Genomic DNA, 16,504 nt, shown 5'->3' on the forward strand with positions numbered 1-16,504 from the left:
GCCGCGTTTTTTCATGCCTGCGAGCGAGCAGAGCGGCGCTCGGTGATATTGAGCACGCTGATCATCAACGCAGGGAGGAACGTCACTGTGACGATGGCCGTACCTAACAGGCCAAACAGCACGATGGCCCCCACGCCGCGGTACAGCTCGGTGCCCTCGCCGGGTAAAAAGACCAGCGGCGACAGCCCGCACAGAGTGGTCAGCGTGGTGATGGCGATGGGACGCAGGCGGGTCTGTACCGCCTGGGACACCGCCTCCTGAACGCTGAGTGTTTTGTCATGCAAGCGCCGTCTGGCTTGGTCGACCACCAAAATCGGGTTGTTGACCACCGTGCCCATCAGAATCAAAAAGCCCAGCATGGTAATCATATCGAAGGGCTGGCTGAGCGGTGCCATACCGATCAATGGCAGTAGGCTGCCCACGCCGTTCATGGCGGCCAGCCCCATGATGCCGCCCACCACGCCCAGCGGTATCGACGTCAGAATCAGCAGCGGATAACCCCAGTGGGAGAAGATCGCCACCAGGAGCAGGTAAACGATCACGATAGCGATCAGGAAGTTGCCGGTAAGCGCCTCACGGGTGGCGTTTAGCTGGTCGCTGGCGCCGGAAATCGACACATCCACCGACGACGGCAATACGCCCTCTTGGCGCAGCCGCTCTAGCATCGCCTCGGCCTGCGCGACGCCGACCTCTAATGCAACGCTGTCTGGGGGGATCACGTTCAGCGTCACCGTGCGGCTACTGTCCACCCGACGAATCACGCTGGTATCCATGGTCTCATCGATACGCGCCACCGCCGACAGCGGCAGCGTATAGCCATCGGGGGTGTGCAGCGGCAGGTTCGGCAGTTGGTCTAATGGCAGCGTCGCCTGTGAGCCATAGAAGTAAATATCGATCTTCTCGTCGTCTAAAAAGAAGTCATCCACATACGCCCCTTCTCCCAAGGCAGAGACCGAGAAACCCACCGCCTCGGCAGACATCCCCAGTTCCGCGACTCTGGCCCAGTCGGGGCGAATTTGGATCAAGGGCTGGTCGAGCGACAGCGACGAGGGCTGGCTTTGAATACGCGGGTTGCCAAATAGCGCCTGGGCTTCCCGGTAGAGCGTGTTGGCCGCGCCGTACACCGTGGCTAAGTCTGGGCCCGCCACATCCAGGTTGATGCTGCGCGTGCCGCCGTCGTTGCTGGAAATGATCGAGCCTTTCGAGGCAAAGGCGCGCATGCCGGGGAAGCGCTCGTAGTAGTTCGTGAGCGCTTCCATCAACGCTTCGATATGTGATGGGTCGGCGGCTTCTGCGACGATGAACAGCTGCGTGGGCGCCACGCGCATGTTCATGTAGGCCAGCGGCGGCACCTCGGTGTCGCCCGCTAAGAAGGCATCCGGCTCCGCCTGCACATGGGGCAGAAAGTACGCTTCGATCTGTTCGGCAATACCAGCCATCTCCTGCAGGCTGTAGCCAGGAGGCGGGCTCATGCGGGCAAAGGTTTTGGGCTCTTCGCCTTCGGGCAGGTACTCGGCGGGTGGTGTCAGAACGAGTATCGTCCAGCCACTCATCAGCAGCGTCAGCACTAGGGTCACCCCGCGGCGCAGCGGGGTCGCCATCAGCCGCTCAAGTAGTGCGCCCAGCCGTGAAGGTCGCTCGTCGCCGGACGCTAGAGCGCCGTCGAGTTTAGAGGCGTGATGCATCGAAAAATTGAAACGAGAGCAGAGCGAAGGCACCAAGGTGACCGCCACCAGCATGGAGGCAAAAATTGCCGCCGATACCGCAATGGCTACATCGGAGTAGAGCTGCCCGGCCTCTTCTTCAATGAACAGAATGGGTAGGAATACCAATATGGTGGTGGCGGTGGAGGCGAGCGTGGCGGGCCACACTTCCTGCACGCCGCGCAGCGCCGATTCGATGCGGTCCAGCCCCTGGCGGCGGTAGCGCTCGATGTTCTCCAGCACCACGATGCTGTTATCCACGCTCATGCCGATGGCAAAGGCAATGCCCGCCATGGAGATCACGTTGATGGTGCGGCCGGTCAGCATCAGGCCGACGAAGGCTGCAATGGTGCAGAACGGAATGCCAATTACGCCGATGAAGGTGGCGCGGGCCGAGCGCAAGAACAGGTACATTACCAGGGTCGCGAAGGCGGCCCCGAGCAGCAGGTTGCTCCATACGTTGCTCACCGAGGCTTCTACGTAGCGCACGTCATCGGCGGTGAGGACGATCTCCATACCGGCAGGGCGCAGCACGGTCTCGTTGATCGCTGCCAGTTCTTCTTGTACTGCGTATTTGATGTCGATGACATTGGCGCCGCTCTCCCGGCGCAGGTCCATCCCGATCCCCGCCTCGCCATTGAAGAACGACAGCTGGTTGAGCCGCGACTGCCCTTGGCGAACCTCCGCCACGTCGGCCAGCCGCACGATGCTATCGCCTTCACGCGTCACCACCAGCTGCGCCAGGGCCTCGGCGCTATCGAACCGGCCCAGCGTGCGCACCAGGTAACGCCGCTTGCCCGCGTCCAGCTCGCCGCCGGAGATATCCCGATTGCGCTGGGTGATCGCCTCGCGCAGCTCCAGCAGCGAGACGCCGCGCTGGGCCAGGGCGGCGGGGTCGACCAACACTTGTAGCTGGCGCTGGGCGCCGCCGTTCACACCGACTTCCGAGACCCCTTCGATGCTCTCTAAACGCGGGCGCACGCGGTCTTCGATGAAGTCGCTCATCAGCTGGATATCCAGCGCCTTGGGGTTGCCGGGCAGGGTGCCAACGTGAAAACGCAAAAACGCATCGGTGGAGAACGCCGCCGACACCACCCGGGGCTGGTCGACGTTATTGGGGTAGGAGGAGACTTGGCTCAACGCGTTGTTCACTTGAATCAACGCGGCGGTCATGTCCACGCTAAATGGAAACTCCAGCTCGATCTCGGCGCTGCCGCTTTCCGCCACCGCCGTCATGCGGGTGAGATTGGGGACGTTGCGCAGATACTGCTCCTGCTCGATCAATATCTCTTTTTCGATATCCTGGGGCGTCGCGCCCGCCCAGCGCGTCTCCACGGTGATGGTGCGCGCTTCGATATCCGGAATCATCTGCACCGGAATGCGCAGCGTCGCGGCGATGCCCAGCAGCAGGAAAATCAGCGCAATCACGATCACCAGCGTTTGCTGGCGCAGCAGGGCAGCAAACATCATTCGCTACCCTCCGAGACGGCTTCGACGTTCACGCCTTCCACCAAGGCTTCATTGCCGCGTATCACCACCTGCTCGTTGCCGGAAAGCCCGCTGGTGATTTCGACGCGCTCGGCAAAGTTGATGCCGACCTCGACCCGCTGTTCGCGCACCTGGTGCGTGCCGGTATCATCAGGCACGGCGACCCACACCGTCACGCGGCCATCCGAGTAGCGGCTTAGCGCATCCCGAGAGACGGTGAGCCCATCGCGGCCGGTGGCGGCATTTACCACGGCGTCGACCGCATTGCCAGGGTAGAGCGGCAGCGACTCGGGCACCTCGGCGCGCAGCAAAAACGTGCGCGCACCGCTGGCGCTGACTGGCACCAGGGTGGCGATGCGGGCGTCGGCGCTCTGCTCGCCCGCAGACAGGGTGAGTGTGGCGTTCTCCTCCAAGGCGGTATAGAACGCCTCGGGCACCTGAAAATCAGCGCGCAGAGCGTCTAGGTTGACCAACCGGGCGACGCTGTCGCCTGGCGTGACCCACTCGCCCAGATTGACGCTTCGCTCGCTGACCACGCCGCTGAACGGTGCCGTCAGGGTGTGGCGCTCCAGTAGCGCCTCGAGCCGTGATCGTTCGGCGTTCAGGCGGGAAAGGGCGGCGTTGGCGACGCTTACCGCGCTGCGCCGAGCGCTCACTTCGGTGGCGGCGATGTTGCGTCCCGCCCCGACCGATTCCGCCTCGCGCAGCAGGCGCTGCGCTTCGCTAAGCGCGGCCCGCGCTTCCTCCGCCGCTGCTTCTGCCCCAGCGAGCTCGTAGCGTGCCAAATCATCATCCAGCGCCACTAGCGTGTCGCCTGCATCGACTCGGTCGCCCGGGTTCACGTTAATCGCCGCGACCAGCCCGGCCACCGAGGAGGAGAGCAGCGCATCCTCCAAGGAGTTCACCGTGCCGACCAGGTTGAGCTCTTGATAAATGGGCTCACGGTGGACACTCGCCAGTTCCACCCGTGGGGCCGATTGGGCCAGCGCGTCGCCAGCAACGAGTGAAAAAGCCAGTAGCAGCACTAAGCGAGCTAATGGAAGCGGGCGGGCAAGTATAGGCACCGTCATAACAGGTCGTATCCTCACTTAGGTGAAGGGTGGTCAAGGCGTAGGCGCGCAAGTCACGTTCCTTGCCCATACTACCCAAGCGCATGCGTTGACATAGATTAAAACCATGAATGATCGCCATAGAGGAAAGCTACTGTAGGGGCGCTTCACGCACAGCACGTCACGAACAGCACGTCATAAAAAAGCCCCGGCCGTAGCCGGGGCAGCAAGTCAGCATTGAAACAGTAAGTGAAACCTCAAGCGTTAGAAGTCGTAAGTGGCAGAGACCCAGACGCTGCGGCCATCCAGCGCTACGCCGTCGGTGGAACGGCCGGTTTGGGTAAAGCGGTAGGCCAGCAGCGTGTCGCCGTTGTGCACGAAGGTATCCGCGCCGGTGAAGTCTTTATCGAACAGGTTGTAGATGGTGCCGGTCAGGCGCACGTTGTCGCTGAAGCGGTAGGAGCTGCGCAGGTTGAACAGCTCGTAACCATCCAGCTTGTTGCCCAACTGCTCTACCAGCGAGGCGGATTCACCGCTTACCTCGCCCACGAAACGCTCGCGGGAAGAGTAGTACTCACCTTCCAGCGTAGTGCTCCAGCGGTCGTTGATCGCCCAGGTGAGGTCAGCGGTCAGCTTGTGATCAGGCGTGTTGGTCAGCACCTGGCCTTCATTGGCCCCCGAGGTGATTTTGGAATCGGTGAAGGTGTAGCCACCGCTGACCCGCCATGCCGGCGCTAGCTGGTAGCTGGCATTCAGCTCGACGCCACGGGTTTCGGCTTCGTCGATATTGGTCAGCTGGCCAAAGCTCTCCTGCTGGGTAAAGTTGCCGACGCTCAGGCAGTTCGCCAGCCCGGCGTTGGGCGTATTGCCATTACCATCCACAAACTGGCAGTTAGGAATGTCGGCCGCATCGGCGATACGGTCGGTGAACCGGTTGTAGAACACCGTCGCCCCTGCCGAGAAGCCGCTTTGGTTATCGTAAATAGCGCCAATTTCGTAGTTAGTGCTCTTCTCGGGTTCTAGGTCCGGCGAGCCAATGTTGACCGTAGTGCCCTGGCCGCCAAAACCGTTTATACCGCTATGCAGGTCGTTCAGGCTCGGCGTTTTGTAGCCACGGCTCACGCCGCCTTTCAGCGTCCATTCGGGCGTGGTGTTCCACACCAAGTAACCCCGTGGGCTAAAGTGGCCGCCGAAAGCATCGTGGTGTTCATAGCGGCCACCTAGTGTTAGCGCTAAGTCGTCGCGCAGCATCCATTCATCTTCGGCAAACAGCGCCCAGCTGGTTTGCTCGAAGGTAATATCGCCTGCGGTGCCGTCCTGCAGCTCGGCATCGATGTACTGGCCGCCAATAGTGGCCATGTGGTCACCTAAAGGCGCTACAAATTTGGTGTCGACGATAATATCGCGGTTTTCCAGCAGGCGATCTTCACCGCCCTGGGCTTCATAGCCGTAATCCGGGGCGCTGCCTGCTGGCAGCGTGCGGCCGAGGGTTTCGGTGAAGTTACGCGTTACGCTGCTTTCCCATGTGCCTGCGCTGTAGTGGCCGGTGTGGCCAATGGCGATTTGGTCGCGATTGAAGCGCAGCTCGTCTCTATAGCCGTTGATCCGGCCCGGCGAAGGCTGACCGGCACGGTCGGTGCCATCCTGGGTACCCAGGCGGTTATCGTCGTTGGAGTACACCTGACGAGCGCGCTCTGCATCCAGCCACAACTCGTTGGCTTCATCCGGGGTAACGTTCAAACGCCCGCCGATGGAGTAAATGCGCGCTTCAGAAGGGCGCGGGTCGCGACCAGCGCTGTTCTCGATCATGCGTTCGGAGCTGTCGCGGTCGAACAGGCGGCCACGTACTTGCAGGCCGACCGTGTCCTCCACCAGCGGCCCGGCACTGTAGAGATTGATGGCCGAGCGGTTGCCCGCATCGCGATCTTCCTGGAAGGTGTTTTCGACACTCACCGAGCCCGCCCAGTCGTCACCAATGCGGCGCGTAATGATGTTGATGACCCCGCCCATGGCGTCCGAGCCATATAGCGTCGACATCGGGCCACGAATGACCTCGATACGCTCGATGGCAGAGAGCGGCGGCATGAAGCTGGTGGAGGTTTCGCCAAAACCGTTCGGCGTGACGCTACCTGAGGTGTTCTGGCGGCGGCCATCGATCAAAATCAGCGTGTAGTCGCTAGGCATGCCGCGGATGGAGATGTTCAATCCGCCGGTTTTGCCCGTCCCGGCGCGCACATCGACCCCCGGCACATCGGCAATCGCCTCGGCGATGTTAGAGAACTGTTGTTGCTCCAGCTCTTCACGGGTAATCACGGCAATACTCGCAGGGGCATTGTTCAGCGTTTGCTCATAACCGGCGGCGGTGACCACCATATTGTTGAGCGGTGTGCTGCTTTGGGTGGCTTCTTGGGCATGAGCCACCGCAGTAACGCTAAGCGCGATGGCGCTCGCGAGGGCGGTGCGAGTAAAGCGTGGCATGGCGATCCCCTGATATGAATCTTGTTTGTTAATGAAACTGATTATCAAATGAGTTGCGGATTCTAAGAATAAAAGTTCCCACTTGCGAGATGGTTTTATCGAACAATGCGTTGCTAGTAATGGAACGATCGCTGGCAGAGAGACGCTGATTTGCCCATGGGGTTAGAAGCGCCATGGGCCGTTCCACCCAGCGTTGCATGACATGCAACGGGAGATTCGTTGGAATATAGGTGCAAGTGTTTTTGAGAATCGTTATTATCAGCGGCGAGGATCATTTAGGCATAGCGTTTCACCGGAGAGTCATATGCGACACACGTTACTGCAGCGCGGTTTACTGGGAATGTTGATGGGCGGTTTGCTGGCGAGTACTGCCCAAGCGCGCACCTTGGAGACGGCCTATGGCGACGTGGAGGTTGCTGATAACCCGGTGCGTGTCGTCACACTGTATGAAGGCGCGCTGGATGCCGCGTTGGCGGCGGGCGTGACGCCGATAGGGGCCGTCACCACCCGTGGCGGTGATAACGTGGCGCAATACGTTACTGACTACCTGAATGCCCACGAGCTTGCGCACCCCGAGATCGTGGGCGTCGTGCGGGAAATCAATATCGAAGCCGTGTTGGCCCAGCAGCCGGATCTGATTCTGACCGCGGCCCAACTGCCGGAGGAGCAGTACCAGCTGCTATCGCAAATCGCCCCCACCGTGGTACCTCCCACACAGCCACTGGCAGCCGATAACTGGGAAGCCGAAGCGCGCCTGTTCGGCCAGGCCTTGAACCAGGAAGAGGCCATTGACGAAGCGATCAGCGCCGTCGATCAGCGGGTCGACGCGATGGCAGAGGCGGTGGCTGACGCCGATGTAGGCGACAACGCCTATCTGGTGCGCTGGATGCCCGGCGGCCCCATGGTCATGTCGGAAAAACTGATTGCCACTGGCCTGTTGGAGCGCGTGGGCTTGGACGTTCAAGGCGGCGAGCTGATTGGGGAGCGGGGTGTGCATAGCGACGTGTTGAGCCTTGAAAACCTCTCCCAGGTAGACGGCGACTGGCTGTTCCTGGCCACGCTGAACGACGATGGCCAAGCCGCCCTGGAGAGCGCTAAACAGAGCGCGGCCTTCAACCGCTTGAGCGTGGTCCAGAACGAGCGGGTGGTGCCAGTCAACGGCCAGCTTTGGAGCAGCGCCAACGGCCCGCTGGCGGCCCAGGCGATTCTGGATGATATCGAGAACGCCCTGTTGCCGTGACGAGTGCCGTGAATCGTTTTGCTCACCTCGCGAGCGGCTGGCGTTGTTCGCCACGCGCTTGGATGCTTATTCTGCTCACCGCCCTCGTGGCGGTGAGCGTCGTTAGTTTATTGATAGGCGCAGGCAGCGTTGGCCCCCGGCAAGTGTTAGGGCTGCTGAGCGGTAGTGATCACGCGGAAGTGCGTTTTATCGTCTGGGAGCTGCGCGCGCCCCGCACGCTGATTGGCATTGCCGTTGGCGTGGCGCTGGGCGTAGCGGGGGCGCTGCTGCAGGCGGTTTCCCGCAACCCGCTGGCCGAGCCGGGCTTGTTGGGCGTGAGCGCAGGCGCGGCATTTGCCGTTTCCCTGGCGCTGGTGCTCGGTGCCAGCGCGGCCACGCTGCGTATTCCCGTGGCCCAGCTAGGCGCGCTCATCGGCTGTGTGTGCGTGCTCAGCGTGGCGCGGCTGCGCGGTGTTGGTAGCGACCCGGTGCGCTTAGTGTTAGCGGGGGCTGCGTTTTCTGGGCTGCTCGGTTCGCTCAGCGCCCTGATGCTGCTTTACGACCAGCGCGCCGCCGATGAAATTCGCTTTTGGGTGGTAGGCAGCTTGGCAGGAAGGCGACTGGACGATTTATGGGCCGTGCTGCCAAGCCTGTTGATAGCAGGAGCGGGCGTTGTCGTGATTGCCCGGCCATTGGCCGCAATGGCGCTAGGGGAAAGGGCCGCAAGCGGACTAGGGCACCGCCCTGGGCTGATTCGCTGGCTGGCGGTGGGCTGTGTGGCGCTGCTGGTCGGCGCGGCGACCGCCATTGCCGGGCCGATTGCCTTCGTGGGGCTAGTGGTACCGTTCGTGGCCCGTGCCATCGCCGGGCCGGATATTCGCCGCACGCTCTGGTTCTGCCTGCCCATTGGCCCGCTGATCGTGCTTACCGCCGATATCATCTCCCGCGTCGTCGTTGCTCCCTCCGAGCTGCCCTTGGGCGTGCTCACCGCGCTATGCGGCGCGCCGGTGCTGATTGCGGTGGTGCGGGCCAAGCGCCTGCCGATGCTCTAACGTTCCCTTTGGTTATCTGATGCTATGAAAATCACGGCAAAACAGTCGATGAGCGGCGTGGCACTGCCCCGCACATCTCCCGCGTATCAAGAAGAGGCGAGTGCCCAGACGGTGGCTGCCCCGCTGGGCTACTGGCGCGCCGCGCTGCCCCGTTATGGGGTGAGCGTGCTACTGGAAAAGCGCGCCGTGGCGGTCAATATCGGGTTGAGTGCCGTGCTGTTGGCCGCCTGCGTGCTCTATTTAAGCCTGGGGAGCGTGACGCTTTCCCCGAATGCGGTGGTGGCTTCCATAATAGGGCAGGGCGATAGCATGACCACATTCATGGTACAGCAGCTGCGCCTGCCGCGCCTGATCGCTGCCTGTTTCACCGGGGCTGCCTTTGCGCTGGCCGGCGTGCTGATGCAGACCCTGGCCCGTAACCGCTTGGCGACCCCCGGCATCATCGGCATCGATAACGGTGCCACTGCCTTTGCGGTGGCCTCGATTGTCGGCTTGGGCGTCGGCATCGCCCCGTCCGCCATGGCGCTGGCGGGGGCGACTACCGCCGCGGTACTCACCTTTGGCCTGGCGGCGGGCAGCGGCACCCAGGGCTACCGCTTTATCGTGGCGGGCATCGGCGTGGGCGCGGTATTTGGTGCGGTCACGCAGCTGATGCTGGCGCGGGTAGCGATCGATACCGCCAACGCCGCCTACCCCTGGACCGTCGGTTCCCTCAATGCCCGCCCGGCAAGCGCGGTACAGCTATTGGGTATTGGCTTAGCGCTTGGGCTGGTGGCAGCGCTGGCGCTGGCCCGCTCGCTCACGCTGCTGCGCTTTAAAGATGCGACCGCCAGCGGCCTGGGCACCGCGGTGAAAGCGCGGCGGCTGCAGGTGCTGTTACTGTCAGTGGTGCTCACGGCGCTAGCCGTTGCCGTGGCGGGGCCGGTGGGCTTGGTGGCGCTGATTGGCCCTGAAATTGCCCGTTCGCTCTCCAGCGCCCGCCATGTGCCCATTTTAGCCGCCACGCTGGCGGGGGCGCTGGTGATGGTGCTGGCCGATTTAGCGGGCCGCACGCTGTTTGCCCCCATCGAGATTCCCGTGGGGATCGTCACCGCCGTGGTGGGTGGCCCCTGGCTACTCTGGATACTAATGCGCCCGCAACGGAGCCGCCCATGATCTCGTTACCCAAGCTTTCCACCGATGCACTCCGCATGAGCTACGGCCAGCGCCAAGTGATTCACGACCTCGGCGTCAGCCTCCCTAGCGGGCAGGTGACTGCCATCGTCGGCCCCAACGGTTGCGGTAAATCCACGCTGCTCTCTGGGCTTGCCCGCTTGCATAAACCGGACAGCGGTGCCGTGCTGCTTAACGGCCACGACATCGCCCAGATACCCGCCCGCAAATTGGCTACTAAGCTAGCGCTACTGCCCCAAGAGGCGGTTGCGCCGGAAGGGCTGACCGTGACCGAGCTGATTCGCTTTGGCCGCCAGCCCCACCAAGGCTGGCTGCGCCAGTGGTCGGCGGAAGATCAGCAGGTGGTGCACCATGCCCTTGCCGCTGCGGGGTTGGAAGCGCTGGCCGACCGGCCGCTGGAAGCGCTTTCCGGCGGCCAGCGCCAGCGCGCCTGGATCGCTATGACCATCGCCCAGCAAACGCCGCTTTTACTACTCGACGAGCCCACCTCCGCGTTAGACTTAGGCCACCAAATAGAGGTGTTTGAGCTGGTGCGCGACTTGGCCTGCCACGGCCGCACGGTGGTGATGGTGCTGCACGACCTGGCCAGCGCCTGCCGCTACGCCGACCACCTGATTGCCATGCGCGACGGGCAAATCGTTGCCCAGGGGGCGCCCGCTGAAGTGGTTACGCCAGCGCTAGTGCGGGAGCTGTATCAGGTAGAGTGCACGCTGCTGCTCGACCCCGATACCGGCAGCCCTTTGCTGGCCAACGTGCGCCGAGCTGAGCCACCCGTTTAAAGGCGGCTAATGCTCTATAACAACGCTAGATAACGACGTAAAAGGAATCGATGTGGCTTCTTCCCCACCCCGCGCTGACAAAGCGTCCGTCAATCAAAGCTTTCATGCCTTGATGCGCCTGCTGCGCTACGCCAAAGGCTATCGACGGCAAATCATCACCGCGACGATCTGCTCGATCATCAACAAGCTGTTCGATATCGCTCCAGAGATTTTGATCGGTGTCGCCATCGACGTGGTAGTGAACCAGGAGAGCAGCTTCGTGGCGCGGCTGGGGTTCGAGTCCCCCCAGGAACAAATCACCATTTTGGCGGTGCTCACCTTCTTTATTTGGGCGGGGGAGTCGCTGTTCGAGTACCTGTTCCAGATCCTCTGGCGCAACTTGGCTCAGCGGCTGCAAGCAGATATGCGCCAGGACACGTATGAGCACGCCCAGCGCCTCGACATGGCGTTTTTCGAATCGAAAAGCTCCGGCCAGCTAGTGGCCACCATGAACGACGACGTCAACCAGTTGGAGCGCTTTTTGGACGGCGGTGCCAACGCGTTGATTCAAGTGGTGGTAACGGTGGTGGCCGTAGGCGCGGTGTTCTTCGTGCTTTCTCCGCTCATCGCGCTGCTGGCATTCACGCCGATTCCGCTGATCGTTTGGGGCGCGTTCTTCTTCCAGCGCAAAGCGGGGCCGCTATATAGCGACGTGCGCGAGAAAGTAGGTGACCTGGCCAGCCGTCTCTCCAACAACCTCAGCGGCATCGCCACGATCAAAAGCTTCACCAGCGAAGCGCGGGAAGCCGAGCGGCTGCGGGAGGCCAGCGAAGCCTATGTGGACGCCAACCGCCGCGCGATCAAAGTCAGTTCTGCGTTCATTCCGGTCATTCGCATGGCGATTCTTGCGGGCTTTCTTGCTACCTTCACCGTCGGCGGCATGATGGCACTGAACGGCAGCCTCAACGTCGGCGCTTACGGCGTGCTGGTGTTCCTGACCCAGCGCCTGCTGTGGCCGCTCACTGGCCTTGCCCAGGTGATCGATCTGTTCGAGCGCGCCATGGCCAGCACCAAACGGATTCTGGATTTGCTCGAAGTACCGATTACCGTGAAGGACGACAGCACCACGCCGTTGGCCGCCCCGGTAAAAGGCGACGTGCGTTTCGAGGCGGTGAGTTTCCAATATGAGGCTAGCCAAGTAGGCGTGAACGGCGTGGACCTCCACGTGCCCGCAGGCAGGACACTGGCGCTAGTGGGGGCCACCGGCTCGGGTAAATCGACGTTGATCAAACTGCTGCTGCGTTTCTACGACCCCGCCAGCGGCCGTGTGTTGGTAGATGGCCAGCCGATCACCGACGTCAGTATGCACTCACTTCGCCAAGCGATTGGCCTTGTCAGCCAGGACGTGTACCTATTCGAAGGCAGCATTCGCGACAACATCGCCTACGGACAGCCGGATGCCAGCGATGCCGCGATTATCGACGCCGCTAAAACCGCCGAAGCCTGGGGCTTTATCGCAACACTGCCCCAAGGGCTGGATACGCCGGTGGGCGAGCGGGGCGTGCGCCTTTCCGGCGGCCAACGCCAGCGGCTGTCACTGGCGCGGGCGCTATTAAAAGACCCGCCGATTCTGGTGCTGGATGAAGCCACCAGCGCGGTGGATAACGAAACCGAAGCGGCCATTCAGCGCTCGCTAAAACGCATCGCCCATGGCCGCACGGTGATCATGATTGCCCACCGCCTTTCCACCATTGTGCACGCTGACGAGATTGTGGTGATTGATAAAGGCCAAGTGGCCGAGCGCGGCACCCACGCCAGCCTGCTAGACGCCAACGGCCACTACGCCGCCCAGTGGCGGGTACAAACCGGGGCCGCCCAAGCAGGCGATGTGGAAGCGCTTAGCCACTAAGCGCTTAGTGGCTAAGCCAAGCGTTAGCGGTTCACCAGCAGCGCATTGAGCGTGACGGGTACATGCTCATCGATCTGCTGGTAGCCCAACATCGACAGCACGGTGCGTACCGTGCTGTTGGCCATCAGCGCGTTGCCATCCAACGCCATGGGTTCGGCGTGGGTCACGCGCACCTCGTTCAACCCCTCGCGGGTAAAGCGCAGCGGCACCGCCTCTTCCTGGTTAATCAGATCGGTTTGCACCCGAAAGGTGAGGGTTTCCACCATCGACTCGCCAATATCCAAGCCGTCTAACCGCTCCGGCGGCATTTGCGCCACCAGCGTCACCAGCGGGGTGTTCGCCAGCATGCCCACCCACGGCGGCAGCTCGCCAAAGCGGTCGAGCAGGTCGGTTTGGCTCAAGCGCAGCGGCAGGCGCAGCGTGCCATCGGCCGAAATATCGCCCTGTAAATTGCTCACCCGATGGTGATGGGTTTGCGGGGCCTCGCCATCCAGTTGGGTAATCGACGCCTGCACCCGAGACTGGCCAGGATCGAGCTGCCAATCCGCCTGCACCGGCAGCGCCAACAGCAGCGGGAAAAGAGCCATCAAAGCTTTCAAAGCGGTTCTCCATAGAAGCATTCACCACCAGACCCCAGCGCCGGTAATTAGTGCCGAAAAAATGCCGATCACGCCGTAAGATAGCGCCCGAAGGGGTAGCCTCGCCCCCCCACATTCGCTATGATATGCACGCTTTTCGGGCCTATAGCTCAGTTGGTTAGAGCAGGGGACTCATAATCCCTTGGTCGTAGGTTCAAGTCCTACTGGGCCCACCATATTTTCAAAGACTTACCCGCCTTTTTGACCTCTCCCAGCTGCGCCTTTTTCTGAGCGTCCACAACGTGTCTACGGACGTCTCATACGAAACGTATTTTGGCATTTTCTTTCCTTTGATCACTTTGACTCATTGGCTTTTCTTCACTCAATGCCTATCGCCTATTACTTAGCCACTCTTTGAGAAAATGAGCACGTGCTAAATTTAGCGGAGATCGAGGTTTAAAATTCTTTCTTAAAGCGACTTTAAAGGTCGCTTTTGTGCTTGAAAATAAACCATCGTGGTTTATTCTTCACTCTGAAGACGGAATTAAAGGCCGCTTTTTGATGTGAAAATAAACCAGCTGCTGCACAAGATCCCCTATGGTGCCGTCGTGACGACCGCCTGGCTGGCGTCACACGGCGTCACATCTGATCAGGCGCGTAAGCTGGCCAGCAGTGGCTGGCTGCAACGCGTGGGTCACGGCGCCTACTGCCAAGCGGGGGAGCCTCTTACCTGGGAGAGCGCAGTTTTCGCCCTGCAGGCGAACGATGGCTCGGGGATACCACCATCTTGGCCGGGTGGCCAGACGGCCCTGGCACTGCATGGCTTTGTCCACTATCTGCCCATGGGGGAGCGCACAACGCACCTGTATGGAAAGGAGGCCGCTCGACTGCCCCGGTGGTTGAATGATGCCGAGTGGGCAGGGCGGATGGTGCTCCACTCTGAAAAGGGCCTGCCAGCGCAGCTTCCAGGTAGCTTCACGGACTACGCGCCGGATGGCAGGGCCTTCAACTTGCAGGTATCGACCCCTGAGAGAGCGGTTCTGGAGTGGATTTCCGTGACGCCGAACGAGCTGCTGTTCAGTAGTGAGCTGGTAGATACCTTCGGCGGGCTCAATACACTGCGTCCGCGACGGCTGCAGCCATTGCTTGAGGGGTGCCGTTCGGTGAGAACCAAGCGGGCCTTCCTGGTGCTGGCTCGCCACGCCGGGCATGCCTGGTACGGTCGTCTGGAACCACGTCGACTGGATCTCGGCAAAGGCAAACGGCAGCTCTGCCAGGGCGGCAAGCTGGACAAGGAATATCATGTGACGGTGCCGGAGGCGTTCCTGCATGCCGATTGAAGCTCGCTACCACGAACAGGTCAGGCTGCTGGTCTCGCTGCTGCCATTCCTCAATGACGAGCCGTGCTTCGCCCTGAAGGGCGGTACGGCCATCAATCTCTTCGTGCAGCCATTACCCCGCCTTTCGGTCGACATCGACCTGGCCTACCTGCCGCTGGAGCCCCGTGACGAGGCACTGCAACGCTGTCGCGAGGCGCTGCAGCGACTGACAGGGACCTTCACTGCGCGGCTGCCAGGCGTGCGCGCCGAGCTTCAGGATAATCGCCGAGACGAGCTGAGAATCCTGGTGCGCCGGGGGCGTAGCCAGGTGAAGGTGGAGGTATCACCGGTACTGCGTGGCACTCTGCACCCGCCCCAGGAACGCGATGTCGTGGAAGCCGTGGAGGACGAGTACGGATTTGCTGCGGTGCAGGTGGTGTCACTGCCGGACTTATATGGTGGCAAGATCTGCGCCGCGCTGGATCGCCAGCACCCCAGAGATCTCTTCGATGTGAAGCTTCTGCTGGACCAGGGCGGCCTGGACCGAAGCGTGTTCGAAGGCTACTTGGTCTATCTGCTGGGGCACCCGAGGCCCTTGAACGAAGTGATCAACCCACGGCTGAAAGCGTTAGATGATGTCTACCGACAGGAGTTTGTCGGGATGGCCAGGGCTGATATCTCGTTGCAGCAGTTGGAGGGCGCCCGGCATGAACTTCTGACGCGGCTAGGCCAGCTGATGACGGACGAGGATGTTCGCTTTCTTCTGTCCTTCAAGCAGGGTGCACCCGACTGGGCACTGCTTCCGCTGGCGGGCGTGGATCGACTGCCTGCCGTTCGCTGGAAGCTCGCTAACATCCAGAAGATGGGGGCTGACAAACATCGTCAGTCTCTGGAGCTGTTGGAACAGGCTTTGGGTAGCTTTCGGAGATAATGCCAAATATCCCAGCGACGTACCGTCTTAAGTAGACTTCTCCTTATATCCTTTAAACGCTAAGCTGTTACTCATAATTACGCTACGCGCAGGGGATGACATGGCGAACAGCAGGGAAGCTCTGTTCCAGTGGAGCATCACCAAGGCCATGTCTGCCGGCGGCTGGGAGTACGTCAGCTGGCTGGAGTTGCCCCACTATCGCCTCATCAAGCGTGAGGAGGAACGCCTGCTCCTGGAAGTGGCCGGGGAGGGCTATGGCCTTACCTCGGTCAATGATGCCCGCTCTGGCAAGCCCCACCACGCCGAGAAGCAGCGCCTAGCCGAGATCATCGACCGGCTCAATGCCTCTACGGCGCCGAGGTCAGCGACGACAAGCTGCACTTCGCCAACGGCATCGCCGATCGCAACGAGCGCGATGAGGCAATGATGGCCCAGGTTGGCAGCCACAGCGAAGACCTGGTTACGCAAGGCCTGTTTCCGAAGAAGGTTACCGACGCAGTGCTCGATGCCCTCAGCGACTACGAGAAACTCAACATGCCGCTGCTGGAGGATAAGGAAACGGGTAGGCAGTTCGCGCTGCTGATACTGAAGCTTTTGGTGGGGAGGATCGAGGGAAATGTGCGGCTCGGTACGTGATTTTTCCACCTATGGGGTAGTGAAGGGATGCTCCCGACTATTTTCGTTCTCGAAGCGGGTATCGAAGCGTATACCTAGTCCCTTCTCATTTTTACTCAAGGGGCCAGAACGGTTTCACCCGATGAAGCCAACCGACCTTGTGAAAAATAGCGACCAACTCTATCGCCTCCCCAATATTCCTGCCCGGATCTACGTCGTACAACATTGCCAC

13 protein-coding genes and 1 tRNA gene are annotated in these 16,504 nt (G+C 61.4%); 10 read left to right on the forward strand and 4 right to left on the reverse strand.

What is annotated here, in order from left to right:
• Positions 1 to 11: 11 nt before the first annotated feature.
• The 3 genes from FHJ80_RS08295 to FHJ80_RS08305 form a co-directional block, all read right to left on the reverse strand.
• Positions 12 to 3,173 carry an efflux RND transporter permease subunit gene (locus tag FHJ80_RS08295; RefSeq protein WP_369692945.1) on the reverse strand — a complete coding sequence of 1,054 codons (3,162 nt, stop codon included), beginning with the start codon at positions 3,171 to 3,173 and terminating at the stop codon, positions 12 to 14.
• The gene (locus FHJ80_RS08300) at positions 3,170 to 4,261 is read right to left on the reverse strand and encodes an efflux RND transporter periplasmic adaptor subunit (protein WP_139526543.1); all 1,092 of its coding nucleotides are present in this window, start codon (positions 4,259 to 4,261) and stop codon (positions 3,170 to 3,172) included. Before FHJ80_RS08300 ends, FHJ80_RS08295 begins: the two co-directional genes overlap by 4 nt.
• 243 nt (positions 4,262 to 4,504) lie before the next feature.
• Entirely contained in the window at positions 4,505 to 6,718 is a 2,214-nt protein-coding gene (locus tag FHJ80_RS08305; protein WP_139526544.1) for a TonB-dependent receptor domain-containing protein, read from the reverse strand.
• 304 nt (positions 6,719 to 7,022) lie between these two features.
• Here FHJ80_RS08305 and FHJ80_RS08310 point away from each other — a divergent pair, with 304 nt between their 5' ends.
• From FHJ80_RS08310 to FHJ80_RS08330, 5 genes are all read left to right on the forward strand, one after another.
• Positions 7,023 to 7,958, forward strand: a complete 936-nt coding sequence (locus FHJ80_RS08310) for an ABC transporter substrate-binding protein (RefSeq protein WP_139526545.1) — start codon at positions 7,023 to 7,025, stop codon at positions 7,956 to 7,958.
• 62 nt (positions 7,959 to 8,020) lie between these two features.
• A complete protein-coding gene (locus tag FHJ80_RS08315) occupies positions 8,021 to 8,989 on the forward strand; it encodes an iron ABC transporter permease (protein WP_139526546.1) in 969 nt (322 codons plus the stop codon).
• 24 nt (positions 8,990 to 9,013) lie between these two features.
• Positions 9,014 to 10,144 (forward strand): iron chelate uptake ABC transporter family permease subunit, encoded by a 1,131-nt coding sequence (locus FHJ80_RS08320; RefSeq protein ID WP_139526547.1) that lies wholly within the window; start codon positions 9,014 to 9,016, stop codon positions 10,142 to 10,144.
• Positions 10,141 to 10,941 carry an ABC transporter ATP-binding protein gene (locus FHJ80_RS08325; protein ID WP_139526548.1) on the forward strand — a complete coding sequence of 267 codons (801 nt, stop codon included), beginning with the start codon at positions 10,141 to 10,143 and terminating at the stop codon, positions 10,939 to 10,941. Before FHJ80_RS08320 ends, FHJ80_RS08325 begins: the two co-directional genes overlap by 4 nt.
• Before the next feature lie 112 nt (positions 10,942 to 11,053).
• Positions 11,054 to 12,829 carry an ABC transporter ATP-binding protein gene (locus tag FHJ80_RS08330; RefSeq protein ID WP_139526898.1) on the forward strand — a complete coding sequence of 592 codons (1,776 nt, stop codon included), beginning with the start codon at positions 11,054 to 11,056 and terminating at the stop codon, positions 12,827 to 12,829.
• A gap of 23 nt (positions 12,830 to 12,852) precedes the next feature.
• Here the strand turns inward: FHJ80_RS08330 and FHJ80_RS08335 are convergent, their stop codons facing one another.
• A complete protein-coding gene (locus FHJ80_RS08335; RefSeq protein ID WP_139526549.1) occupies positions 12,853 to 13,428 on the reverse strand; it encodes a hypothetical protein in 576 nt (191 codons plus the stop codon).
• 138 nt (positions 13,429 to 13,566) lie between these two features.
• Here FHJ80_RS08335 and FHJ80_RS08340 point away from each other — a divergent pair.
• From FHJ80_RS08340 to FHJ80_RS08360, 5 genes are all read left to right on the forward strand, one after another.
• A tRNA-Ile gene (locus FHJ80_RS08340) sits at positions 13,567 to 13,643 on the forward strand.
• A 327-nt stretch (positions 13,644 to 13,970) separates the two neighbouring features.
• Positions 13,971 to 14,747, forward strand: a complete 777-nt coding sequence (locus FHJ80_RS08345) for a type IV toxin-antitoxin system AbiEi family antitoxin domain-containing protein (RefSeq protein WP_139526550.1) — start codon at positions 13,971 to 13,973, stop codon at positions 14,745 to 14,747.
• Entirely contained in the window at positions 14,737 to 15,657 is a 921-nt protein-coding gene (locus FHJ80_RS08350; protein WP_139526551.1) for a nucleotidyl transferase AbiEii/AbiGii toxin family protein, read from the forward strand. Before FHJ80_RS08345 ends, FHJ80_RS08350 begins: the two co-directional genes overlap by 11 nt.
• A gap of 100 nt (positions 15,658 to 15,757) precedes the next feature.
• The gene (locus FHJ80_RS08355; RefSeq protein ID WP_139526552.1) at positions 15,758 to 16,084 is read left to right on the forward strand and encodes a hypothetical protein; all 327 of its coding nucleotides are present in this window, start codon (positions 15,758 to 15,760) and stop codon (positions 16,082 to 16,084) included.
• Complete coding sequence (locus FHJ80_RS08360) at positions 16,084 to 16,293, forward strand: hypothetical protein (protein WP_176558227.1); 210 nt, start codon at positions 16,084 to 16,086, stop codon at positions 16,291 to 16,293. Before FHJ80_RS08355 ends, FHJ80_RS08360 begins: the two co-directional genes overlap by 1 nt.
• Positions 16,294 to 16,504 lie beyond the last annotated feature (211 nt).

This window comes from Halomonas sp. BL6, from assembly GCF_006228115.1.
GTDB lineage: Bacteria > Pseudomonadota > Gammaproteobacteria > Pseudomonadales > Halomonadaceae > Vreelandella > Vreelandella piezotolerans.

Excerpts from the sequence above, each read along its gene's own strand:
- FHJ80_RS08295 (WP_369692945.1), bottom strand. The coding sequence starts at position 3,173 with ATGATGTTTGCTGCCCTGCTGCGCCAGCAAACGCTGGTGATCGTGATT.
- FHJ80_RS08300 (WP_139526543.1), bottom strand. The coding sequence starts at position 4,261 with ATGACGGTGCCTATACTTGCCCGCCCGCTTCCATTAGCTCGCTTAGTG.
- FHJ80_RS08305 (WP_139526544.1), bottom strand. The coding sequence starts at position 6,718 with ATGCCACGCTTTACTCGCACCGCCCTCGCGAGCGCCATCGCGCTTAGC.
- FHJ80_RS08310 (WP_139526545.1), top strand. The coding sequence starts at position 7,023 with ATGCGACACACGTTACTGCAGCGCGGTTTACTGGGAATGTTGATGGGC.
- FHJ80_RS08315 (WP_139526546.1), top strand. The coding sequence starts at position 8,021 with ATGCTTATTCTGCTCACCGCCCTCGTGGCGGTGAGCGTCGTTAGTTTA.
- FHJ80_RS08320 (WP_139526547.1), top strand. The coding sequence starts at position 9,014 with ATGAAAATCACGGCAAAACAGTCGATGAGCGGCGTGGCACTGCCCCGC.
- FHJ80_RS08325 (WP_139526548.1), top strand. The coding sequence starts at position 10,141 with ATGATCTCGTTACCCAAGCTTTCCACCGATGCACTCCGCATGAGCTAC.
- FHJ80_RS08330 (WP_139526898.1), top strand. The coding sequence starts at position 11,054 with ATGCGCCTGCTGCGCTACGCCAAAGGCTATCGACGGCAAATCATCACC.
- FHJ80_RS08350 (WP_139526551.1), top strand. The coding sequence starts at position 14,737 with ATGCCGATTGAAGCTCGCTACCACGAACAGGTCAGGCTGCTGGTCTCG.
- FHJ80_RS08355 (WP_139526552.1), top strand. The coding sequence starts at position 15,758 with ATGGCGAACAGCAGGGAAGCTCTGTTCCAGTGGAGCATCACCAAGGCC.
- FHJ80_RS08360 (WP_176558227.1), top strand. The coding sequence starts at position 16,084 with ATGGCCCAGGTTGGCAGCCACAGCGAAGACCTGGTTACGCAAGGCCTG.